Below are 19,988 nucleotides of genomic sequence, written 5' to 3'. Positions count from 1 at the left end.
CGGCAGGCGGGCCAGCGCGTCAGCGCGCCACGCGCGCCAGATCCCGCACCCGGGCCCGCACCTCGGCCGCACGGCCGGTCTCCTCGAGGCGCTCCCAGAGGCGACGGACGGTACGCGCGTCGACCAGCCCTGGCACCGTGGTCTGCCACCCCTGCTCCGCACGGAATCGGGTGACCGCGTCCATGGTCTCCGGATCGAAGACCCCGGCCCCTGTGGACGAGGGATCCACCGCCTCCGTGCCCGGCCGGTAGTAGCCCAGCGCGTGCAGCAGGACCTGGAGCTGGAGCACGTCGCGTCCCGCGAACTGCTGCAGCGTACGGTACCCGAGTGTCTCCGAGACAGCGTCGTAGATGCGCCGCATCTCGCCCACGGGCTCGGGGTGCTCGCAGACGTTGATGTCCACCGTGACCCGGTCGGGTCGCCGCGACATCCCCGGCCGCGGATCGGCCACCAGCACGGCGGCCGACTGGGTCTCGCCATGGCGGCCGTCGCCGCCCAGCGCGTGACCCGCCGCGAGCGCAGAGATCAAACGGTCGCCGAGATGGCGGCCCGACCCCTCGCTGGCGGCGAAGGCCTCCGCCACCGCGTCCACGACCTCGGGACCCACGAGCGAATTGCCCTGCACGGCCCACGTGGGGCCGGTGCGCTCCGCCACCCAGTCTCCCTGCGCCTCGGCGCCGTACTGCCCGGAGCCCGTCCACTGGGCGGTGCGCCCCTGCAGATCGATCACGCCCACCTGGCGCCGCTCGCGATCGGCGTCCGCGGCCACCACCCGGTCGAGGGCCTCCCGGGCGGGAACGCCCTGCTCCAGCAGATCGAGCACGTCGGTGCCGTACTCGATGCGCGTCCCCCCCTGGGTGGCCACCGCACCCACGCCCGCGCGCACCCACGGCACGGCATTGCCCACGCACGGCCGGCGCGTGGTGACCGCCACGCCGGACTCTCCCGTGGCCGGATCGATGGCCACGATCGAGAAGGTGTGGAATTCGAGGCTCGCTCCCCACGCGGCCGGCTCCTGGGCTCCCGCCGGAGTGGCGAGCGGCACGAGCAGGAGGGCGAGCGTGGGACGAGGGATGCGCGGCAGCATGGCGGCTCTCCGGTCGAGGACCGGGAGAGCATAGGGCGCGGCCCCGGCCTCGGGGAGAGGCACGGGGCCGCGCGGAGCGGAGGCCGGGTGGGCCGATCCGCGGGAGGGACGCGCTAGTCGCCGCGTAGCGTCTCGATGGGATCGATGCTGGACGCGCGGCGCGCGGGTACCCAGCTCGCCAGCACGCCGACGGCCAGCATGGTGGCCGACATGCCCACGAAGGTGGCCAGATCCGCCGCCTCCACGCCGAACAGGAGGCTGCCCAGGAAGCGGGTGGTGCCCACGGCCGCCAGCACCCCCATCAACACGCCGAGGGCCACCACACGCGTGCCCTGCGCCACGACCATGCGGCGCACCCGACCGGCTTCCGCGCCGAGCGCCATGCGCACGCCGATCTCCTTGCTGCGCTGCGCCACGACGAAGGACAGCACACCGAAGAGGCCGAGCGCGCCCAACAGCAGCGCCAGCGAGGCCACCACGCCCAGGGTCATCATGGTGAAGGAGAGGGGCAGCAGCGAATCGCGCGCGAGCTCCTCCATCGTGAAGACCCGATACATGGGCGCACCGGGCGCGACCTCGCGCACGAGCGCACGGATCTCCGGCGCGATGTCGGCCGCCCGCGCGGTCTTCACCACGTAGGCCGGTGATCCGAGGACCCAGGCGTCGGGCTCGGGTCCCACCAGCGGGAGATAGACCAGCGGCTGCGGCTCGTCGCGGAAGCTGTCCTGCATGACGTCCTCGACGACGCCCACCACCGTCATGGGCGGTGTCTGCTCCGTGCGGACCTGTCGTCCGATCGGATCCTCCCCGGGCCACAGCAGGTCGGCCGCCGTGCGGCTGATCACCGCGTTCCCGAGCTCCGTGGTGTGGTCGGCCTCCGTGAAGGGCCGTCCGCGCACCACCTCCACCCCCATGGCCTGGAAGTAGTCGCCGCCGGCCCACGTCACGCCGGCCAGGGTGCCCCCCGCGTCCGTCGCGTCGCGGTCGGTGAGGATGCGCACCTGCCGCACGCTCTCGTTGAGCGGCAGGTTCTCCACGATGCCCACGGTCTCCACGCCCGGCAGCGCACGGATGCGGTCCATGAAGTCCGTGTGGAAGCGCGCGTAGCTCGGACCGTCGTTCAGGTACTCGCCTTCCGGTGCGATCTGGAAGGTGAACAGGTCCTCGGTGTCGTAGCCGGCATCCACGTTCCTGAGGGCCTGGAAGCTGCGGACCAGCAGTGCCGAGCCGATCAGCAGCACGAGTGCCAGCGCCGTCTGCCCCACGACGAGGCCGTTCCGGCCCCAGCCCCGGCGCCGGGTCACGGTGCGGCCGCCGTCGCGCAGACCGTCGGTCCCACCCTGCGCCGCACGCACCGCCGGAGCCACGCCGCAGAGCAGCCCACACACGACGCACGCGACCAGCGTGAACGCGAGCGTGGCGGGCGAGAGCGCGGCTTCCTGCAACCGGAGGATCTGCGTCGGCGCGACACGTACGAGCAGCGGGATCCCGATCCAGGCGAGCACGGCCGCGCCCACTCCCGCGAAGCCGGCCACCACGACCGCTTCGAGGAGCTGCGCCCGGGCCAGACGGGCGCGGCTCGCCCCCAGCGCACGACGCACACGCCGATCGTGCGCGTGGTGCTCCGCCCGCACGAGGAAGAGGTTGGCGACGTTGGCGCAGGCGATCAGCAGCACGATCGCCACGGCACCGAGCAGGATCCACAGCGGACGCGACGCGTCGCCGACCAGTTCCGCCTTGAGGGGCCGCAGCACCGGCTGGTGGCGCGCGATGATGTCGGTGTACGCCGACGACCCACCGAAACGATCGGGCAGACGCTGCGCGAGCCGACCCAGCTCGTCGAGCACCGCCGCTTCGGTCACGCCCGGCGCGAGGCGCGCCACCATGGGAGCACCGAACCGGCCCGGTGTGATGCCGGTCGGCTCGATCGTGGTGGGAAACCACAGCAGCGTCTCCTCGTGCGGGAACCAGAACTCGGGACCCATGACGCCGATGATGGTACGGTCGGCGCCCGCGGCCGTGATGCGGCGGCCCAGCACGCCTGGATCCGCGCCGAACCACGAGGTCCACAGCGCGTGGCTGATCAGGACGACGCGGTCCTCTTCCTCGGGCGTGGGGAGCCGGCCGAGCAACGGAGGCACGCGCAGCGTGGTGAAGAGCGATGTGGTGGGCGCCGACATGCGCACGCGCTCGGCGCGATCGTCGACCTGCAGCGTGGCGGTGAACGAGCTGTAGAGCGCCACGCTCTCGAGCGTGCGTGCTTCCTCGGCGTACTGCACGTAGAACTCGGCGGCCACGCCGAACTCGTCGGGGAGATCGGAGCCGGGGGCGCTGGCCGCCACGTAGACGAGCTCGTCCGGCTCGGGGAACGGGAGCGGACGCAGGAGCACCGCGTCGATCACGCTGAAGATCCCGACGTTCGCGCCGATGGCGACCGCCAACGTGACGACCGCCACGGTCGTGAAGCCGCGGGCGCGCGTCAGCCCACGCACGGCCTGCTTGAGGTCACGGGTCCATCCGGTCCACTGCATGGTCGTCTCCCGGGGGCCCGCGGGTCCGCCGGTTCGGGGAAAGGAGGGGCGCCAACGCTCGGCGAGCGCGGTGCGCAGCAGATCGAGCGCGGTCACCAGCCCCACGGAGAGCACCGCAAGGCGGCCGCGCCGTCGGGCGGCCTCGAGCTCGAGACGGATCTGCTCGCGCAGCTCGTCCTCGAAGCGCCGGCGGAAGGCGGACGGCAACAGCCGCAAGAGGCCGTGGAGGAGCGCCGTCACGAGCTCCCCTCGGCCGCTCGCAGGCGGCGCTCGGCCAGGGCGGCAGCCCGCCGCAGCCGGCGCGACTCGGCCGCCAGCGCCGCCCGGCCGTGGGCGGTCAACGCGTAGTAACGGCGGGTGCGGCCGGGGTGGGGCTCGTCCGGATGCACGGGCTCGGCTTCCTCCACCCACCCCCACCCCATCAAGCGCGCCAGGACCCGGTACAGCGAGCCGGCGCGCGGTCGCACGGCCCCGTCCGATTCGGTCTCGACCGCGCTGGTCACCGCGTACCCGTGGAGCGGCCCTTCCGCCAGGGCCAGCAGCACATGGTACTCGAAGCGGCTCATCCCTTCGTCCACCGGCACCCTCCGGAATTGTGCGGTTCGCATATATGCGACAGGAGCAATTACGGGAGGGTTGCAGCGGGGGTTTCGGAGGGCGCGCAACGCGGCCCCGGGAGGGAGTGTCAGACCTCGTGCAGAGGAAAGCAGGACCATCACGGGAGGAGATGGGGATGCTGCAGGGCTGGGGGTCCGACCTTCGCTGGGTGTTGCGCGTCCTGCGCCGCAGCCCTGCCTTCACGGCGATCGCCGTCCTGTCCCTGGCGCTCGGGATCGGTGCCAACACGGCGATGCTGGGGGTGGTGCGCTCCCTCCTCCTGGAGCCCCTGCCGGTCGAGCAGCCCTACGAGTTGCGCCTGGTCGGATGGGAGCACCCCGGCGATCTGACGATCAGCCAGATCGGCTCGGCCGACTACCCCGATGCGCGCACCGGCCGTGTCTATCGCAGCAACCTGAGCTATCCGCTGTATCGCGCGCTGCGGGACGCAGCGCCCGCGGAGGCCGGGCTCTTCGCCTTCGCGTTCCTGCGCGGCGTCAGCATCGGCATGCCCGATGGACCCGCGCTCCACGCCGGCGGTGCGCTGGTGGATGGCCGCTACTTCTCCGGGCTGCGCGTGCCGATGGCACTGGGCCGCGGCCTGGACGACACGGACGATCGTCCGGACGCATCCCTGGCGGTGGTCCTGAGCCACGCCTTCTGGATGCGCGCCTTCGGCGGTGATTCCACGGTGGTCGGACGTACCGTGCGCATCAACAGCCGGCCCGCCGAGGTCGTGGGCGTGAGCGCCGCCGGATTCGTGGGCCTCTCCGCCGGCGGCTTCTTCCCGCAGACCGAAGTCACGCTGCCCCTGGCCGCGCAGCCGGTGGTGTATCCTCGCATGTGGAGCGACGGCTCGCTCTTCAGCGCCGAGGATGTCTTCTGGCTCCGGGTCATGGCGCGCGTGCCGCCGGGCGGGGCCGACGCAGTGCTGCGCACGGCGCTCGAGCGCGCGCTCCGCACGGCGTCTTCGCCCTTGACGGTCCAGGCGGGCCAGCAGCCCGAGCTCGCGCTCCTTTCCGGCGCGCGTGGCGCACAACCGATCCGACCGGAGACTGCGCGTCTCCTCTGGTTGATGCTCGGCGTGGTGGGGATCGTGCTGTTGATCGCCTGCGTCAATCTGGCCGGGTTGATGCTGGCTCGCGGGGTGCGGCGCCAGGGCGAGCTGGTGGTCCGCCGTGCGCTCGGGGGCGAACGCCATCGTCTGGTGCGCCAGATGCTGCTGGAGAGCCTCGTGCTCGGCCTCGCGGGCACGATCGCCGGGGTGGCATTGGCCCTCGGCGCCCGCGGTCTGATCCGCGGGCTGGTTACCGGCAGCCTGGGCGCGGGCGCGCCCGCCGGCGCCGATACGCAGGTGGTGCTGGATCCGGGGGTGCTGGCGGCGAGCGTGGTGCTGGGGCTGGGCTGCACGGTGCTGTTCGGCCTTCTGCCGGCGCTGCGTGTCTCGGACGTGGACGGGCTCACCGGGGCCCGCGCACGCGTGGTCGGCTCCTCCACCCCGCGGCTCACGGTCGGGCGCGTGCTGATCGCGCTGCAGGTGGCCGTCTCCGTTCCGCTGGTCGTGGGCGCGGCCCTCCTCCTCCGCACGGTGGCGAACCTCGGCCGCGTGGAGCTGGGCTTCGAGCCCGCCGGGCTCGTAGCCTTCCAGATCGATCCCGGGTTCGTCCTCGGCTCGGAGGCGGACTACCCGGCCCTCTACGTGCGCCTGCTGGAGCGGGTGCGCGCCGTGCCCGGCGTCCGCTCGGTCACGTTGCTGGAGAACGCGCTGCTGTCCGGGATCGCCTCCAACGGGCCGGCGACCGTGGACGGCGAACGCCACATGGTGTACCGCAACGCCGTGGGCCCCGCCTACCTGGAGACGCTGGGCGTGCCGCTCGTGGCGGGTCGGGTCCCCGGCCTGCAGGACGGTCCCGACGCGCCTCCGGTGGCCGCTGTGAACGAGACCGCGGTCCGTGCGCTGTTCGCGGGCGCCTCTCCGCTCGGTCGCACGATCCGCGTGGGGGGACGCGACGTGCAGGTGGTGGGTGTGGTGGGAGACACGCCGTACCGGAGCCAGCGCGACGCCGTCCCACCGACGCTCTACGAGTCCGCCCTTCAGCGGAACGGGTATGGGGGCCACACCCTCGTGCTACGCACGGACGTGCCCGTGGCCGCGCTCGAGCCCCGGCTGCGGGACGCCGTGGCGCAGGTCCATCCGGACCTGCCGGTCCCTGCGCTCCGCACGCAGAGCGATCTCATGGCGCAGACGAGCGCGAAGGAGCGGGTCTTCACCCGATTGCTCGCCCTCTTCGGGGGATTCGCGTTGCTGCTCGCGAGCATCGGGCTGCACGGAGTCACGTCCTACGCGGTGTCACGTCGCACACGCGAGATCGGCGTGCGGGTCGCGGTAGGCGCCCGGCCCCCGCAGATCCTGTGGATGATCCTGCGACAGGTGTTGGGGCTGGCGGGAACCGGCCTGCTGGTCGGTCTGCCGCTGGCGTGGGCCACGAACCCGTGGGTGGGAAGTCTCCTCTACGGCGTGGGCCCCGGCGATCCGGTGGCGCTGGGCACGTCGGGCCTGGCGCTCCTGCTGGTGGCGCTCAGCGCGGGCCTCCTGCCCGCGCTCCGCGCCGCGCGGCTCGACCCGATGGAGACGCTCCGGGTGGACTAGATCCCGGACGTCCGCACCCGGGCTCCCGCGAGTCGGCTGGGGACGGCCTCCATGGGGCGCGCCCGGGGCACCCATCGGGCGCCCCGCGGGTTTGGAAAGATGAGCCCCTCCCGCGCACCACGACCCCGAGCGCCCATGCCCACCCACCTCCTGATGACCTTCGTCGCCGTGCTCTTCGGCGTGGCGGGCGTGGCGCTGACCTTCCTGCCCGCCGAGCTCGCGCAATGGGCGGCAGGCGCGTCCCCTGGCCCTGGCGGCCTGCTCGTCCTCCAGGTCATGGGGGCGTTGTACTTCGCGTTCGCGATGGTGGCCTGGACGGCGCGCGGCAGCGTGCTGGGCGGCATCTACGGCCGGGCCGTCACCATCGGGAACCTCACGTACGCGCTGGTGGCCGGCCTGGCCCTGGCCAGGGCGGCGCCCGCGGGCTCGCTGGTGGTGTGGGCCGCGGCCGCCCTGCACCTGCTGCTCGCGCTGGTGTTCGGGCGCATGCTCCTGACCCACCCCGCGCGCGCCACGCCCCAGGCCCGCTCGTCGGATTGACGGGCCTGCGACCTCGGCTCTAGGCTCCGGACCGATCGGTCCGACCCCTGCCGGAGTGTCCCGTGCGTCGCCTCTCCCCGTCCCTCGCCCTGCTCTCCCTGGCCACCGCCCTCGCGGCTCTCCCCGCGGACGCGCGCGCCCAGGCCCCCTTCGACACGCTGGCGTTCGCGGGGCTCGACTACCGCATGGTCGGCCCCTACCGGGGCGGCCGCTCCACGGCCGCGACCGGCTTCCTGGACGATCCCGACCGTTGGGTGATGGGCGTCACGGGAGGCGGCGTCTGGCAGAGCACCGACAACGGCGTGAGCTGGACCAACCTCTCCGACGGATGGTTCGGCGGCTCCGTGGGTGCCGTGGCCGTGCCCGACTCGGACCCCAACGTGCTGTACGTCGGGCTGGGCTCCGCCGACATCCGCGGCAACACGTCGCACGGACGCGGGATGTGGAAGTCCACCGACGGCGGCGGCACCTGGTCCTTCATCGGCCTGCCGGAAGCCGGGCAGATCAGCCGCATCGTGGTGCACCCGAAGGACGCGGACCTCGTGTACGTCGCGGCGCTCGGGCATGCGTTCGGCAAGAACCCGGAGCGCGGCATCTTCCGTTCGCGCGACGGCGGCAGCACGTGGGAGCACGTGCTGGCCGTCAGCGATTCCACCGGCGCGTCCTCCCTGGCGATGAACCCGAAGAACCCGCGCGAGCTCTACGCCGGGATGTGGCGGGGGGAGCGGAAGCCCTGGGCCATGATCTCGGGTGCGGAGGACGGCGGCGTCTACAAGTCCACGGATGGCGGGGACACCTGGACGCAGCTCCGCGGCGGTCTCCCGGAAGGCGTCGTGGGCAAGGTGGGTGTGACCGTCTCCCCGGCGGATCCCATGCGCGTGTGGGCGCTGATCGAGGCGGAGCCCGCGGGTGGCGTATACCGCTCCGACGACGCCGGGCGCACCTGGACGCGCACGAACTCCAACAACAACCTGCGGCAACGCGCGTGGTACTACACACACATGCGCGCCGATCCCGTGGACCCGAACACGGTCTACGCGCTCAACACCAGTCTGTACCGCTCCGTGGACGCGGGCGTGACCTTCGAGGCCATCCCGGTGCCGCACGGGGACGTGCACGACCTGTGGATCCACCCCGACCACCCGAACCGCATGGTGGTGGCCGACGACGGAGGCGCGCAGGTGAGCGTCAACGGCGGCCGCACCTGGTCCACGTACTTCAATCAGCCCACCGCCGAGCTGTACGACGTGGTGGTGGACAACGCCTTCCCGTACCGGCTCTACGGCGCCCAGCAGGACAACACCACCATCTCGGTGCCGGCGTGGATGTCGTCCAACACGCTCTACCCCAAGCAGCACTGGCTGAACGTGGGTGGGTGCGAGACCGGGCCGGTCGCGCTCCACCCGGACCGCCCCCACATCGTCTTCGCCGGGTGCTACGGCGGCGTGATCGACCGCTACGACCTGAGCAAGGACCAGGTCCGCAACATGAACCTCTACCCGCAGCTCCAGCTCGGATCGGCGGGTGCGGACCTGAAGCACCGCTTCCAGTGGGTCTCGCCCATGCTGGTCTCGCAGCACGATCCCAACACCGTCTACCACGGCTCGCAGCACGTGAATCGGTCGCGGGACCTGGGCGAGACGTGGGAGACGCTGAGCCCCGACCTGACCACCGACACGCCCGAGCACCAGGTGCAGTCGGGCGGGCCCATCAACGCGGACGTGACCGGGGTCGAGATCTTCAACGTGGTGTTCTCGATCGCAGAGTCGCCCTTCACGGCGGAGGAGATCTGGGCCGGCTCCGACGATGGGCGCATCCACGTCTCACGCGACGACGGCGCCACCTGGACGGACGTCACGCCGCCGGGCCTGCCGCGCTTCGGCACCGTGGATGAGATCGACCTGTCCCGGCATGCGGCGGGTCGGGCCTACGTGGCCGTGCACGCCTACCGTCTGGACGACTTCCGCCCGTACATCTTCCGCACGGACGACTGGGGCGGCACCTGGCGTCTGCTCACGGACGGTCGGAACGGCATCCCGGCCGATCACCCGGTGCGCACCGTGCGCGAGGACCCCGAGCGCGAGGGGCTGCTGTTCGCGGGCACGGAGTACGGGATCTACGTGTCGTTCGACGGCGGGGGCCGGTGGCAGTCGCTGCAGCGCGACCTGCCGCGCACGCCGGTGACCGGCATGAAGGTGGCGCACGACGACCTCGTCCTCTCCACCCAGGGCCGCTCCTTCTGGATCCTGGACGACATCACCCCGCTCCGCGAGCTGAGCGCGCAGGTCGTCTCCGCTCCGGCGCATCTGTTCACGCCGCGCGCCGTGCACCGGGTCAACAAGGGTGGCGCGGACGGCGGCCTGGCGGAGCTGGCACCGGAGGGCGCACCGCAGGGCGCGACGATCCACTACTGGCTGCGCAGCGAGCCCGAGGGCGAGATCCGCCTGGACGTGGTCGATGGCCGGGGTTCGGTCGTGCGCACGTTCTCGTCCGACTCCGCCGTGGTGGAGGAGACGCGGGGCGTGCGCATCCCCAAGGAAGCGGGCCTGCATCGCATCACGTGGGACCTGCTCTACCCCGGCCCGGAGACGCCGGAAGGCGCGGTGGTCTGGGGCTACACCGGCGGCGTGAAGGCCCCGCCCGGCACGTATCGCGTGCGCATGGCCGTCGGCGCGAGCACGCCCCAGGAGGCGTCCTTCCAGCTCCTGCCCGACCCTCGCATCCCCGAAGTCACCCAGGCGGACTACGAGGAGCAGTTCCGGGTGGCCATCGCCGTGCGCGATTCCATCACGGCGGTCACGCAGGCCATCGAGAACCTCACCACCATCCGCAGCCAGGTGGGGGATGTGCTCGAACGGGCCGAGACCGCCGGTCAGGCGGATGCGCTCCGGCCGCTGGCGGACACGCTCGAGACCAAGGCCACGGACGTGCACGAGGACCTGCAACAGACGAAGAACCAGTCGGGCCAGGACCCGATCCGCTTCCCGCCCCGGCTCGACAACCAGTGGCTCGAGCTCTACAACAACGTGACCGGACCGGACGGCTACATCTCCGGAGGGCCGGAGGGACGGCCGCTCCCCGGCGCCTACGAGCGCCTGGAGGATCTGAACCAGGACTGGTCCGCCGTGCGCGCCCGATACCTGGATCTGCTGGAGAACGAGCTGGCGCGCTTCAACGAGGCGGTTGCGCGGCTGGGGTTGCCGGCCGTGGTATTGCCGGGTCGCGCGCGGATCGTGTCCTGATGACGAAACGCCGAGGCGCATCCGATCCGAGCGGCACGACCGCCTGCGCGCGGCACTCGTTCGCGGAGTCCGCGCGTCCGATGCGGCGGTTCAGAAGCCCGATGCTGAGCCTGCTGGCGCTCGCCGGCGCCGCCTGCTCGGCGGACGCGCCGCAGCAGCCCGCGGCGGACCCCCTCCCGTTCCCCGACGATGCCACCTTGTGGCCGTCGATCCGCGCGGAGCGCATCCGCACGCTCCTGGGTCCGGCGATGGCGCGTGCCGGTGTGGATGCGTGGGTGGTCCTGGGCCGGGAGAACGCCAACGACCCGATCGCCGCGCACGTGGGCGCGGAGAACGCCGGCGGCCTGGCGGCTTTCCTGTTCTTCGCCGGGCCGGACGGGTCGCTCCGCTCGCTGGCGATCTCACCGGTCACGGAGAGCACGGCGCTGGCCGAGGTGACGCCGCTCGATTCCGTGCTCGCCATCCCCAGGGACCGGAGCGTCTACCAGGTGGTGGCGGAGGAGCTGACCGCACGCGGCGCCCAGCGGATCGCCGTGAACAGCAGCAGCCGCAACATCGCCGATGGGCTTTCCTGGACGCAGCGCAACGCCCTCGAACAGGCGGTCGGCCCGCGACTGGCGAGCCGGCTCGTCTCCTCCGAGGACCTCGTGATCGAGTGGCTGTCGGTGAAGCTGCCGCGCGAGGTGGACCTCATGCGGCGCGCGGCCCGGCTCACCGCCGAGCTGGAGCTGGAGGCGTACGCCACCATCGTGCCCGGGCAGACGACGGACGCCGACGTGGCCCGGTTCCTCAAGCGGCGCATGGCCGAGCTGGGCGTCGCCGACGGATGGGCGGCGGATCAGAACCCGAACGTGAACTCGGGCCCCGACCGCGGGCATTCGCATTCCACCGACAAGGTGATCCAACCCGGCGACGTCATCCAGACGGACTTCGGCATCAAGGTGCACGGAATGTGGGTCACCGACATCCAGCGCTTCGCCTATGTGCTGCGGGACGGCGAGACCGAGGCGCCGCCGGAGATGCAGGAGCGCTGGGAGCGGGCGCGGGCGGGAAGCCGCGCCGCCTTCGCCGCGATGAGGCCCGGCGCCACCGGGTGGGACGTCGACCGCGCGCAGCGCGAGGTCCTGGGGGCGAACGGGTCGATCCCGATCATCTGGAGCACCGGTCATCCGGTCGGCTACTGGGCGCACGACCTGGGGCCGAGGCTGGGGGGTGCCGTGGGCGGCCGCACCGCCGAAGGCGACGCGGCTCGACCGCTCCGGCCTGGTCAGACGTTCGCGTTCGATGGGTTCTTCGGATGGGAACAGCCGGACGGCACCACCAAGACCATCTCGGTGGAGGAGATGGTGGTGATCACGGAGAACGGGGCCGAGTGGCTGATCCCGCCGCAGGAGGACTGGGTGCTGGTGGGTCGGTAGGCCGGCGCGACGCACCGGCAGGCGGCCGGCGGGGCGCGATCGGGCACCGGCCGGCGGGCTGGCCCACGGCGAGGACGCGCCGGCGGGTCACCCCGCCGCGGTCGGCGATGGGGCCGGTCTTCCGACCCGCCGCCGTCAGGCCGCGTCCGCCTCCAACGATCCCAGGTTCCGCTCCAGCAACGCGCCCGCGTCCGGATCGCGGCCCATGAAGGCGCGGAAGAGCACCTCCGGATCCTCCGAATCCCCCTGCGAGAGGATGGCGCGCACGTAGGCGCGGCCGGTCTCCCCGTCGAGCACGCCCGCGTCGCGGAAGCGCGTGAACGCGTCCGCGTCCAGCACCTCCGACCAGAGGTAGCTGTAGTAGCCGGCCGCGTAGCCGCCGGCGAACAGGTGACTGAAGGACGTGAGGACGTGCAGGTCCGCGAAGGCCGCGGTCGGGGAGAACTCGACCAGCACTTCGCGCACGAGATCGACGACCTCCTGTCCCTGCCGCAGGTCGAGGTCGTCCCCGTCCGTGGCGGCCTCCCGGCGAAGTCGGGGCGCCACGTCGGCGTGCAGGAGGAGGTCCAGCGTCCCGAACGACAGCTGGCGCATCTGGTACCAGCCGCCCAGGAAGCGGCGCGCGTCCAGCATGCGCTGGAAAATGTCCTCGGGGAGCGGCTCACCCGTCTCGTGATGACGCGCGAACAGGTCGAGCGCGTCGCGCTCCCACGTCCAGTTCTCCATGATCTGGCTGGGCAGCTCCACGAAGTCCCACGCGACGTGGATCCCGGCGCGCGCCGGCACCGCCACACGCGACGTGCAGTGATGCAGCAGGTGCCCGAACTCGTGGAAGAGCGTCTGCACCTCGTCATGCGTCAGCAGCGCCGGGGTGCCGTCCTGCGGCGGTGTGAAGTTGCCGCAGATGGCGCCCACGTGAGGGGTGAAGCCGTCCCCGTCGGGGCCGCCCGTCGCGAACGCGTCCATCCAGGCGCCGGGTCGCTTCTCCTTGCGCGGGAACCAGTCCGTATAGAAGACCCCGAGACGGGTCTCCCCTTCGTACAGCGCGAAGGTACGCACGTCCGGGTGCCAGACCGGGTCGTCGTCGATCTCCACGACGCGGAACCCGAAGACCCGTTCCACGATGTCGAACAATCCCCGCTCGACGCGGTCCAGCGCGAACCAGGGCCGGAGCAGCTCGTCGTCGAGATCGAAGTGGGCCTTGCGGAGCTTCTCGGCCACGAAGGCCACGTCCCAGGGCTGGAGGGCATCCAGACCGAGCGTGGCCGCGTGCGCCTCCAGCGCCCGCGTATCCCGCGCCCAGTACGGCCGCGTGCGGGCCACGAGGTCGGCCTCGAAGGCCCGGGCGCGGGTGCCGTCCCGGGCCATGCGGTCCTCGAGCTGGTAGTCGGCGAACGTGGCGTAGCCGAGCAGCGTGGCCAGCTCGTCGCGCAGGCGGAGCAGCCGGGCGATGAGCGGCCGGTTGTCCCACTCGCCATCGCGACAGCGGAGACAGTAGGCGGCGTGGATCTCGCGCCGGAGCGCCCGGTCCTCGCAGTGCTTGAGGATGGGCTCCACGGACGGGTAGTCCAGGGTGAGCAGCCAGCCTTCCTTTCCGGCCTCGCGTGCCTTGGCGGCCGCGCGCTTCTTCGCGGGCTCGGGGACGCCCTTCAGGCGGTCCTCGTCCGTGACGAGCAGCTCGTAGGCGGCGGTGGCGTCCAGGACGTTCTCGGAGAACTTCTGCTCCAGGCTGGCCATCTCCACGTGGAGCGCGCGCAGGCGCTCCTTCTGCGCCTCCGGCAGGTCGGCGCCGGCACGGCGGAATTCGCGCAGCGTCTTGTCCAGGTGGCGCCGCCGGATGCCGGTCAGGGACTGCGCCTCCTCGGTGGTGGAGTACGCCTCGATGCGACTCCAGAGACGCTCGTCCAGGTGCAGCCCCGACCAGAAGGCCGAGATGTCGGGCAGCACCGCGTTGTAGGCTTCGCGCAGCTCCGGCGTCTGGGCCACGGCCACCAGGTGGGAGGCCGGCGCGATGCGCCGGGCCAGCCGCTCGGCGGCCTCGTCCAGCGGACCCAGCGTGGTCTCCCACCGGGGTGAGGCGTCGCCCGCCGCGATGGCGTCCACGACCGCGCGCGCCTCGGCGAGCGCCTGACGGATGCCGGGCTCCACGTGCTCGGCACGGATGCGGTCGAACGGGATCGGGCCGGCGTCGGCGAGCAGCGGGTTCGGATCGGGCGTCACGGCGGTTCCGGAAGGAGGGAGGAGCGTTCAGCGCTCCAGCCGTACCGGCATGGTCATCGCTCCGTTCCCTGCGGTGTCCCACGCGGCGAAGCGCACCCAGGCCTGCCCGCGGGCCGCGAAGGGGATCCGGAACGTGTGGGTGCCGAACGCGGGCAGGTCGGCGGCCTCCACCCGGTGGGTGGTCGTGCGCTCGCCGTCTCCCGTCACGACCTCCACGAACGCCAGCGGGAAGCTCCACCGGACGTCGGCCACCAGCGTCCGGGTGTCGCCCTGGCCCTCGTAGCGATGCTCCGGGATCAACACCTCTCCCGAGGTCACGAAGTAGTCCCCCTCACGCAGCGCCCGCACCACCGGGGCGTAGTCGTCCCCGGCAGGCAGCCGATCCAGGCGCAGGTAGGTGACCGGTCCGTTCGCGTAGATGTCGTCGCCCGGCGCCTTGGCGTACGTCTCGGTGATGCCGACCAGACCCTTCAGCCGCAGGTCCGAGTCGGCGATCCAGTTGTTCATGTCGTCCAGCAGGGGGATCACGCGCGTGCCGGACAACCGCTCCTCCGACAGGTCGGAGCCCATCCCCCAGCGCCACCCGACACCGCGATACCAATCCGACAGGAACTGCGGGCTCTGGCGGATCGCGTCCGGATAGCCCGTCGAGCCCTTCGTGCGCGGGTGGGGCATGAAGACCAGCATGTCCTCCGCCTCGATCATCGCCCGCATGTCGTCGACGCTGCCGATGTTGTAGACGCGTCCGTACTCCGGATGCTCCGTCACGAGGGGCGTTCCGGGCTCACGCGTGTCCACGTAGTGGACGGGGTGGGAGAAGAACAGGTCCCAGTGCCCGCCGAGCAGATTGCTGTTCTCCATCTCGGGCAGGACCAGGAAGCGGTCGTCGGAGTGCCGGCGGGCGCCCTCGAACAGCCAGCGCTGCTCCTCCAGCTGGGTCTCGTCGCGCGGGCGATCGACGGGACCCGCGATGTCGATGCCCGCAGCGCGCAGGGCCTCGAAGTCGGGCAGACGGGTGTCCACGCTGCCACTCGCCATCAGCGTGCGTCCCACGTCGGTGTGGTAGTGGCTGCCCAGGACCTTGTAGCCCGGCAACGTCGGGTACACGTCGCCGTTCGTGAACGCGAGCGCCGCGGTGAAGGCGGCCTCGCCATCCCCCGGCACCGGCAGGAAGTAGGCCGCCATGTGCTGCTCCGTGCCGGGCGGCGCGCTGTAGAGGGACCAGTTGGCGCGGTAGCGCTCCACCACCTCCGCCTCGCCCTGACGTACGCCGAAGCTGAAGACGTCCGGCCCGTCCTTCCGATACCAGTCGTTGCCGACGACGATCTCCACCTCGCGCGCCCAGAAGAACGTATGCGGAGGAGGGAACGCGGCGATGGCCGCCCCGCCCGTCTCTGCCACCACCACGCGATTGGCCGCCCGCAACGGAACCAACGCATCGTTCACCGGACCGCGGAGCCCGTACGACTGCGGCCGGTTGGACAGGTCGCGCCAGTGGACGCGGCTGCCCTGCACGGGGAGACCGCTCAAGCCGAGATCGTACTTGTAGGCCACCGACGGGAGCGTGGTGCTCGCGATGGCCTCGACCCGCAGCAGGCTGGTTCCGGCATACGCAGTGAGGACCAGCTCGCCCTGGAAGGAGCCGGCAGCGAGCCCCGGGAAGCGCACGCGCAGCCGACGGCCCTCGCTCTCGACCGCGCATCCGCCGCCCGTGAAAGCGACCCGACCGCGGCGGATCTCCTCCGGCCGACGCGGAAGCCCCGGCTGGTGCGCGACGCCGTCCGCCGGCGGCGGGTTGGCGCTCATCATCCCGCCGCCGGCGGGCGGCGCCAGGTCGAGCGGCGCGTCCCAGAAGACGTCCCACTTGTAGCGATCGACGACGTCGGAGGTCAGCTCGACCCCCAGCTCACGGAGCGGCACGAGCTGTTGATTGCTGATCCGGCGGTATCCCTCCACGACCTCCAGGTCGAACCCGACATCGCGCGCGATCGTGCGGAAGTCGGCGCCGGCATCCGCCAGCTCCCACTGGACGATCCGCGGCCCGCTGCTCCCACGTTCCAGCGCCATGCGCACGCGCGCTCCGTCGGTGCCGTCCCAGGTGAGTCGCACGCCGGCGGCACTCGGCTCGGCCAGGACCGGCGCACCCGTGGAGTACCCGTCCAGGGTGCAGGCGGCGGTCTGTCCGGCGAGCGGCGCCGCGAGCGCGGTGCAGAGGAGGGCGGCGGAAAGCGGGCCGGCGAGGGGGACGTCGCGACGTTTCACGAAGGCTCCGGTGGAGGGTCCACGGCAATATGGAGCGGCGCAGTGCGTGCGCCAGCGCCCCCGGGCCGCCGGGCCGCCGGGCCGCCGGGCCGCCGGGCCGCCGGGCCGCCGGCGGCTCGCACACCCGATGACTCCGTGGGGTCCACGGGGGGCGGACACGAACCGCCCGACTTCTTGACGCGCCGACCGCACGCAGCGAAGTGTCTGCGGCGCCCGCACCCCGCGTTGGAACCGCGCCGCTGCGCGCCAGCTCCCGGCCGGACCCGCGATCCCACCGACCCCGAGGCCCATGACCGACCCCCACGATCCCCTGCTCATCTGGGGCGCCGGCGCCATGGGCGGCACCATCGGCGGGGTGCTGGCGCGCGCCGGACACGCCGTCCGCTTCGTGGACCGGGATGGGGCGCACGTGGCCGCCCTGAACCGGGACGGCCTGCGCGTCACGGGCCCCCAGGCCGAGTTCACCGTCCCCGCGGACGCGGTGACGCCGTCCGCGTTGACCGGCCGCTACGGGCGGATGCTCCTCTGCGTGAAGGCACACCACACGGAAGAGGCCATCCGCGAGGCGGCCCTGTTCCTGACCGACGACGGGTGGGTGGCCTCCATCCAGAACGGGCTCAACGAGCCTGTGATCGCCGCCGAGGTCGGAGCGGCCCGCACCATCGGCGCCTTCGTGAACTTCGGCGCCGACGTGCTGGAGCCCGGCGTGGTGCACTGGGGTGGCCGGGGTGCGGTCGTGGTGGGCGAGCTGGACGGACGCTCCACCGAACGCGTGCGGGCGCTGCACGATCTGCTGCGCATCTTCGAGCCGAATGCCGTGCTCACGGACACCATCTTCGGCTATCTCTGGAGCAAGCTCGCCTACGGTGCGCTGTTGTTCGTCACCGCGCTCACGGACGATCCGATCGCCGACGCGCTCGCCGACCGGGAGCATCGGCCCGTGTACGTGGCGATCGCGCGGGAGGTGTGTCGCGTGGCCCACGCCGAGGGCATCCCCCTGCAGGCGTTCGACGGCTTCGATCCGGCCGCGTTCGCACCGGATGCGTCCCTTGCCACCGCGCATGCGTCGCTGGACGCGCTGGTGTCCTTCAACCGCCGCTCGGCCAAGACGCACAGCGGGATCTGGCGCGACCTGGCCGTGCGCAGACGGCGGACGGAGGTGGATGCCCAGCTCGGTCCGGTGGCGGGCGCCGGTCGCCGGCTGGGCGTGCCGACCCCGGTCGTGGACGCGGTGATCACGCAGATCCACGAGATCGAGGCGGGAGCGCGGCGGCAGGAGCGTGCGAACGTGGACGTTCTGGTCGCCGTGGTGGGTGGGACCCCCGACCGTGAGGAGCGCCCATGAGCGGAGCAGCGAGAGTGCGCATCGCGCACGGTGTGGCGATCCACGGCGGCGTGGGGACGCTCACCCCGGAGCGGATGACGCCGGAGCTGAAGGCAGCCTACGAGGCAGACCTGGCGGCGTCCCTTCAGGCGGGCCGCAGCGCGCTCGACCAGGGGGGCGACGCCGTCGACGCCGTGGTGGCCGCCGTATGCGTGCTGGAGGACTCGCCCCACTTCAACGCGGGGCGGGGCTCCAACTACGACGAGCGCGGCGTGATCACCATGGACGCCTCGATCATGCGCGGCGCGGACCGGGACGCGGGCGCCGTGGCTGGCGTGACCGGCGTGCGCAACCCGGTCGTGCTCGCGCGCCGCGTGATGGAGCGCTCCGAGCACCTGATGCTGATCGGCGAGGGCGCGGAGGCGTTCGCTCGGACCCAGGGCCTGGAGCCCGTGGACCCGGGCTGGTTCGGCACGGAGCGGAGGCGCGCCGAGCTCCAGCGCGCGCTGGAGCGCCGCGGTGGACGGCCCAACGTGCTCGGCGACGCCGAGCCCACGAGCGACCCGACGTCGAAGGCGGGCACGGTGGGCGCCGTGGCGCTGGACCGCAGCGGCACGCTCGCCGCCGCCACCTCGACCGGCGGCATGGCGGGCAAGACCTGGGGCCGCGTCGGGGACACGCCCATCATCGGCGCCGGCACGTGGGCCAGCCTGCGCTGCGCGGTCTCCTGCACCGGCTGGGGCGAATACTTCATCCGCCTGGCGCTGGCGCACGCGGTGGAGGCCCGCATGGCGCTGACGGGGGCGTCCCTGTCGGAGGCCGTACGCGCCGTGATCTGGGACGAGCTGGCCCGTCAGGTGCCGCGGTCGGGTGGTCTGGTGGCCCTCGACGCGGACGGCCACGTGGAGCTGTGCTTCAACACGCCCGGCATGTACCGCGGGTGGGTGGGAGAGGACGGGGTACCGCACGTGGACATCTGGGGGGAGGGCACGTCGTAGGGGGGGAGCGCGCCTGCGATCGTCGTCCTGGAGGCGAGCTTTGTCGTCTTCCGCCTTCCTCCCTGGGTCCGCAATGTCCGGAAGCGGGTCGTGAAGACCCCCAAGCTCCATTTCGTGGACACGGGACTCGCCTGCCACCTCCTGGGAATCCGGAGACCCGACCAGCTACGCACCCACCCTCTGCGAGGCGCCCTCTTCGAGTCATGGGTGGCATCCGAAGTGCGTAAAGCGCGGCTCCACGCGCGCCGTCCCGCGGACCTCTTCCACCTCCGGGAAAGCCGCGGCCGCGAGATCGATCTGATCGTCGAGGGCGGCGATCGACTCCATGCGGTGGAGATGAAGTCCGGCGCGACCATCGCGACCGAACACCGTACGGCGTTGCGCAGCTTCGTGGAAAGCTGCGCGAACGACGCCGAGCAGGCCCATCGCGAGGTCGTCGCTCGCCTGGTCCACGGCGGACGCGAACGCCAGCGTCGGAGCGACATCGACGTCCTGCCGTGGCGAGAGGTGCAGGACGCTGCGTGGTGACCTGCGCAGGTCGGCGGAGCTGCTGGAGGCCCGCGACCCGTAGCAGGTCTTCTCAGCGACGGCCCCCCCAGCTCCGACCGGTAGCTCCCCCCATGGCCAACCGCGTCGCTCTCCGTCGCCTCGGTGGATGTGGAGCGAACAGGACCGTACGAAGCCGGTCCGCGCGAACGATCCGCCGGGCATCGAGCGGCGACCCGAGGGGGGAGGAGAGACAATGTCCAGGAGCGCGAAGTGTCGGCGCGGGCGTGCATCCGTTCTGAGGCTTTCCGTACTCGGGCTGGCGATGAGCACGTTCGCAGCCTGCAAGCAGCAGATCCAGGTCGCGGGCCGGATCTCGCATCGGGTCGAGGCCGGTGTCTTCGTCCCGATCCCCGGCGCTCTGGTGACCTTCACCGGGGAGGATGGCGTGACGCACAACACCACCTCGCTCGACCCCAGCGGCATGTATGCGCTGGACCTGCTGGAAGGCACCTACGTCGTCCAGGTCGTGCACAGCGACTACCAGCTCGAGGATGAGCCGCAGAGCTTCACGGGGGAAGCCCAGTTCAGCCCGTACACGCGGAACCTGTACATGCGGCCCCGGAACTAGAA

General features: G+C 72.1%; 13 protein-coding genes. 8 read left to right on the top strand and 5 right to left on the bottom strand.

Features of this window, described 5'->3' with window-relative positions; translation table 11 throughout:
* Positions 1 to 19: 19 nt before the first annotated feature.
* From R3E98_17655 to R3E98_17645, 3 genes are all read right to left on the bottom strand, one after another.
* Positions 20 to 1,087, bottom strand: coding sequence for a DUF1028 domain-containing protein (locus R3E98_17655; protein MEZ4425228.1), 1,068 nt, complete (start codon positions 1,085 to 1,087; stop codon positions 20 to 22).
* Positions 1,088 to 1,200: 113 nt separating this feature from the next.
* Positions 1,201 to 3,858: an ABC transporter permease gene (locus R3E98_17650; GenBank protein ID MEZ4425227.1), complete on the bottom strand. Its 2,658-nt coding sequence runs from the start codon at positions 3,856 to 3,858 to the stop codon at positions 1,201 to 1,203.
* Positions 3,855 to 4,196, bottom strand: a complete 342-nt coding sequence (locus R3E98_17645; protein MEZ4425226.1) for a PadR family transcriptional regulator — start codon at positions 4,194 to 4,196, stop codon at positions 3,855 to 3,857. The genes R3E98_17650 and R3E98_17645 overlap by 4 nt, the downstream gene beginning before the upstream one ends.
* A gap of 155 nt (positions 4,197 to 4,351) precedes the next feature.
* Here R3E98_17645 and R3E98_17640 point away from each other — a divergent pair, with 155 nt between their 5' ends.
* The 4 genes from R3E98_17640 (at position 4,352) to R3E98_17625 (ending at position 12,065) form a co-directional block, all read left to right on the top strand.
* Positions 4,352 to 6,865 carry an ABC transporter permease gene (locus tag R3E98_17640; protein ID MEZ4425225.1) on the top strand — a complete coding sequence of 838 codons (2,514 nt, stop codon included), beginning with the start codon at positions 4,352 to 4,354 and terminating at the stop codon, positions 6,863 to 6,865.
* A 135-nt stretch (positions 6,866 to 7,000) separates the two neighbouring features.
* Complete coding sequence (locus R3E98_17635) at positions 7,001 to 7,405, top strand: hypothetical protein (protein MEZ4425224.1); 405 nt, start codon at positions 7,001 to 7,003, stop codon at positions 7,403 to 7,405.
* 62 nt (positions 7,406 to 7,467) lie between these two features.
* Positions 7,468 to 10,647, top strand: a complete 3,180-nt coding sequence (locus tag R3E98_17630) for a glycosyl hydrolase (protein MEZ4425223.1) — start codon at positions 7,468 to 7,470, stop codon at positions 10,645 to 10,647.
* An 80-nt stretch (positions 10,648 to 10,727) separates the two neighbouring features.
* Entirely contained in the window at positions 10,728 to 12,065 is a 1,338-nt protein-coding gene (locus R3E98_17625; protein ID MEZ4425222.1) for a M24 family metallopeptidase, read from the top strand.
* 135 nt (positions 12,066 to 12,200) lie between these two features.
* On the opposite strand, the gene R3E98_17620 is transcribed toward R3E98_17625, so the two are convergent.
* Both R3E98_17620 and R3E98_17615 read right to left on the bottom strand, forming a co-directional pair.
* Complete coding sequence (locus R3E98_17620) at positions 12,201 to 14,285, bottom strand: M3 family metallopeptidase (GenBank protein MEZ4425221.1); 2,085 nt, start codon at positions 14,283 to 14,285, stop codon at positions 12,201 to 12,203.
* A 27-nt stretch (positions 14,286 to 14,312) separates the two neighbouring features.
* On the bottom strand, positions 14,313 to 16,547 hold the full coding sequence (locus R3E98_17615; GenBank protein MEZ4425220.1) for a hypothetical protein: 2,235 nt from the start codon (positions 16,545 to 16,547) through the stop codon (positions 14,313 to 14,315).
* Positions 16,548 to 16,836: 289 nt separating this feature from the next.
* On the opposite strand from R3E98_17615, the gene R3E98_17610 reads away from it, so the two are divergent.
* The 4 genes from R3E98_17610 to R3E98_17595 all read left to right on the top strand — a co-directional run bounded on the left by R3E98_17610 (position 16,837) and on the right by R3E98_17595 (position 19,986).
* Entirely contained in the window at positions 16,837 to 17,892 is a 1,056-nt protein-coding gene (locus R3E98_17610) for a 2-dehydropantoate 2-reductase (GenBank protein ID MEZ4425219.1), read from the top strand.
* Positions 17,889 to 18,869: an isoaspartyl peptidase/L-asparaginase gene (locus tag R3E98_17605; protein MEZ4425218.1), complete on the top strand. Its 981-nt coding sequence runs from the start codon at positions 17,889 to 17,891 to the stop codon at positions 18,867 to 18,869. The genes R3E98_17610 and R3E98_17605 overlap by 4 nt, the downstream gene beginning before the upstream one ends.
* 18 nt (positions 18,870 to 18,887) lie before the next feature.
* Positions 18,888 to 19,397 carry a DUF4143 domain-containing protein gene (locus R3E98_17600; GenBank protein MEZ4425217.1) on the top strand — a complete coding sequence of 170 codons (510 nt, stop codon included), beginning with the start codon at positions 18,888 to 18,890 and terminating at the stop codon, positions 19,395 to 19,397.
* Positions 19,398 to 19,680: 283 nt separating this feature from the next.
* Positions 19,681 to 19,986: a carboxypeptidase-like regulatory domain-containing protein gene (locus tag R3E98_17595; GenBank protein ID MEZ4425216.1), complete on the top strand. Its 306-nt coding sequence runs from the start codon at positions 19,681 to 19,683 to the stop codon at positions 19,984 to 19,986.
* The last annotated feature ends 2 nt before the right edge of the window (positions 19,987 to 19,988 follow it).

It is taken from the genome of Gemmatimonadota bacterium, from assembly GCA_041390125.1.
Taxonomy (GTDB): domain Bacteria; phylum Gemmatimonadota; class Gemmatimonadetes; order Longimicrobiales; family Gaopeijiaceae; genus JAGQIF01.
This window is presented reverse-complemented; position numbering and strand designations above follow the sequence as displayed.

Excerpts from the sequence above, each read along its gene's own strand:
- R3E98_17655 (MEZ4425228.1), bottom strand. The coding sequence starts at position 1,087 with ATGCTGCCGCGCATCCCTCGTCCCACGCTCGCCCTCCTGCTCGTGCCG.
- R3E98_17640 (MEZ4425225.1), top strand. The coding sequence starts at position 4,352 with ATGCTGCAGGGCTGGGGGTCCGACCTTCGCTGGGTGTTGCGCGTCCTG.
- R3E98_17635 (MEZ4425224.1), top strand. The coding sequence starts at position 7,001 with ATGCCCACCCACCTCCTGATGACCTTCGTCGCCGTGCTCTTCGGCGTG.
- R3E98_17625 (MEZ4425222.1), top strand. The coding sequence starts at position 10,728 with ATGCGGCGGTTCAGAAGCCCGATGCTGAGCCTGCTGGCGCTCGCCGGC.
- R3E98_17610 (MEZ4425219.1), top strand. The coding sequence starts at position 16,837 with ATGACCGACCCCCACGATCCCCTGCTCATCTGGGGCGCCGGCGCCATG.
- R3E98_17605 (MEZ4425218.1), top strand. The coding sequence starts at position 17,889 with ATGAGCGGAGCAGCGAGAGTGCGCATCGCGCACGGTGTGGCGATCCAC.
- R3E98_17595 (MEZ4425216.1), top strand. The coding sequence starts at position 19,681 with ATGAGCACGTTCGCAGCCTGCAAGCAGCAGATCCAGGTCGCGGGCCGG.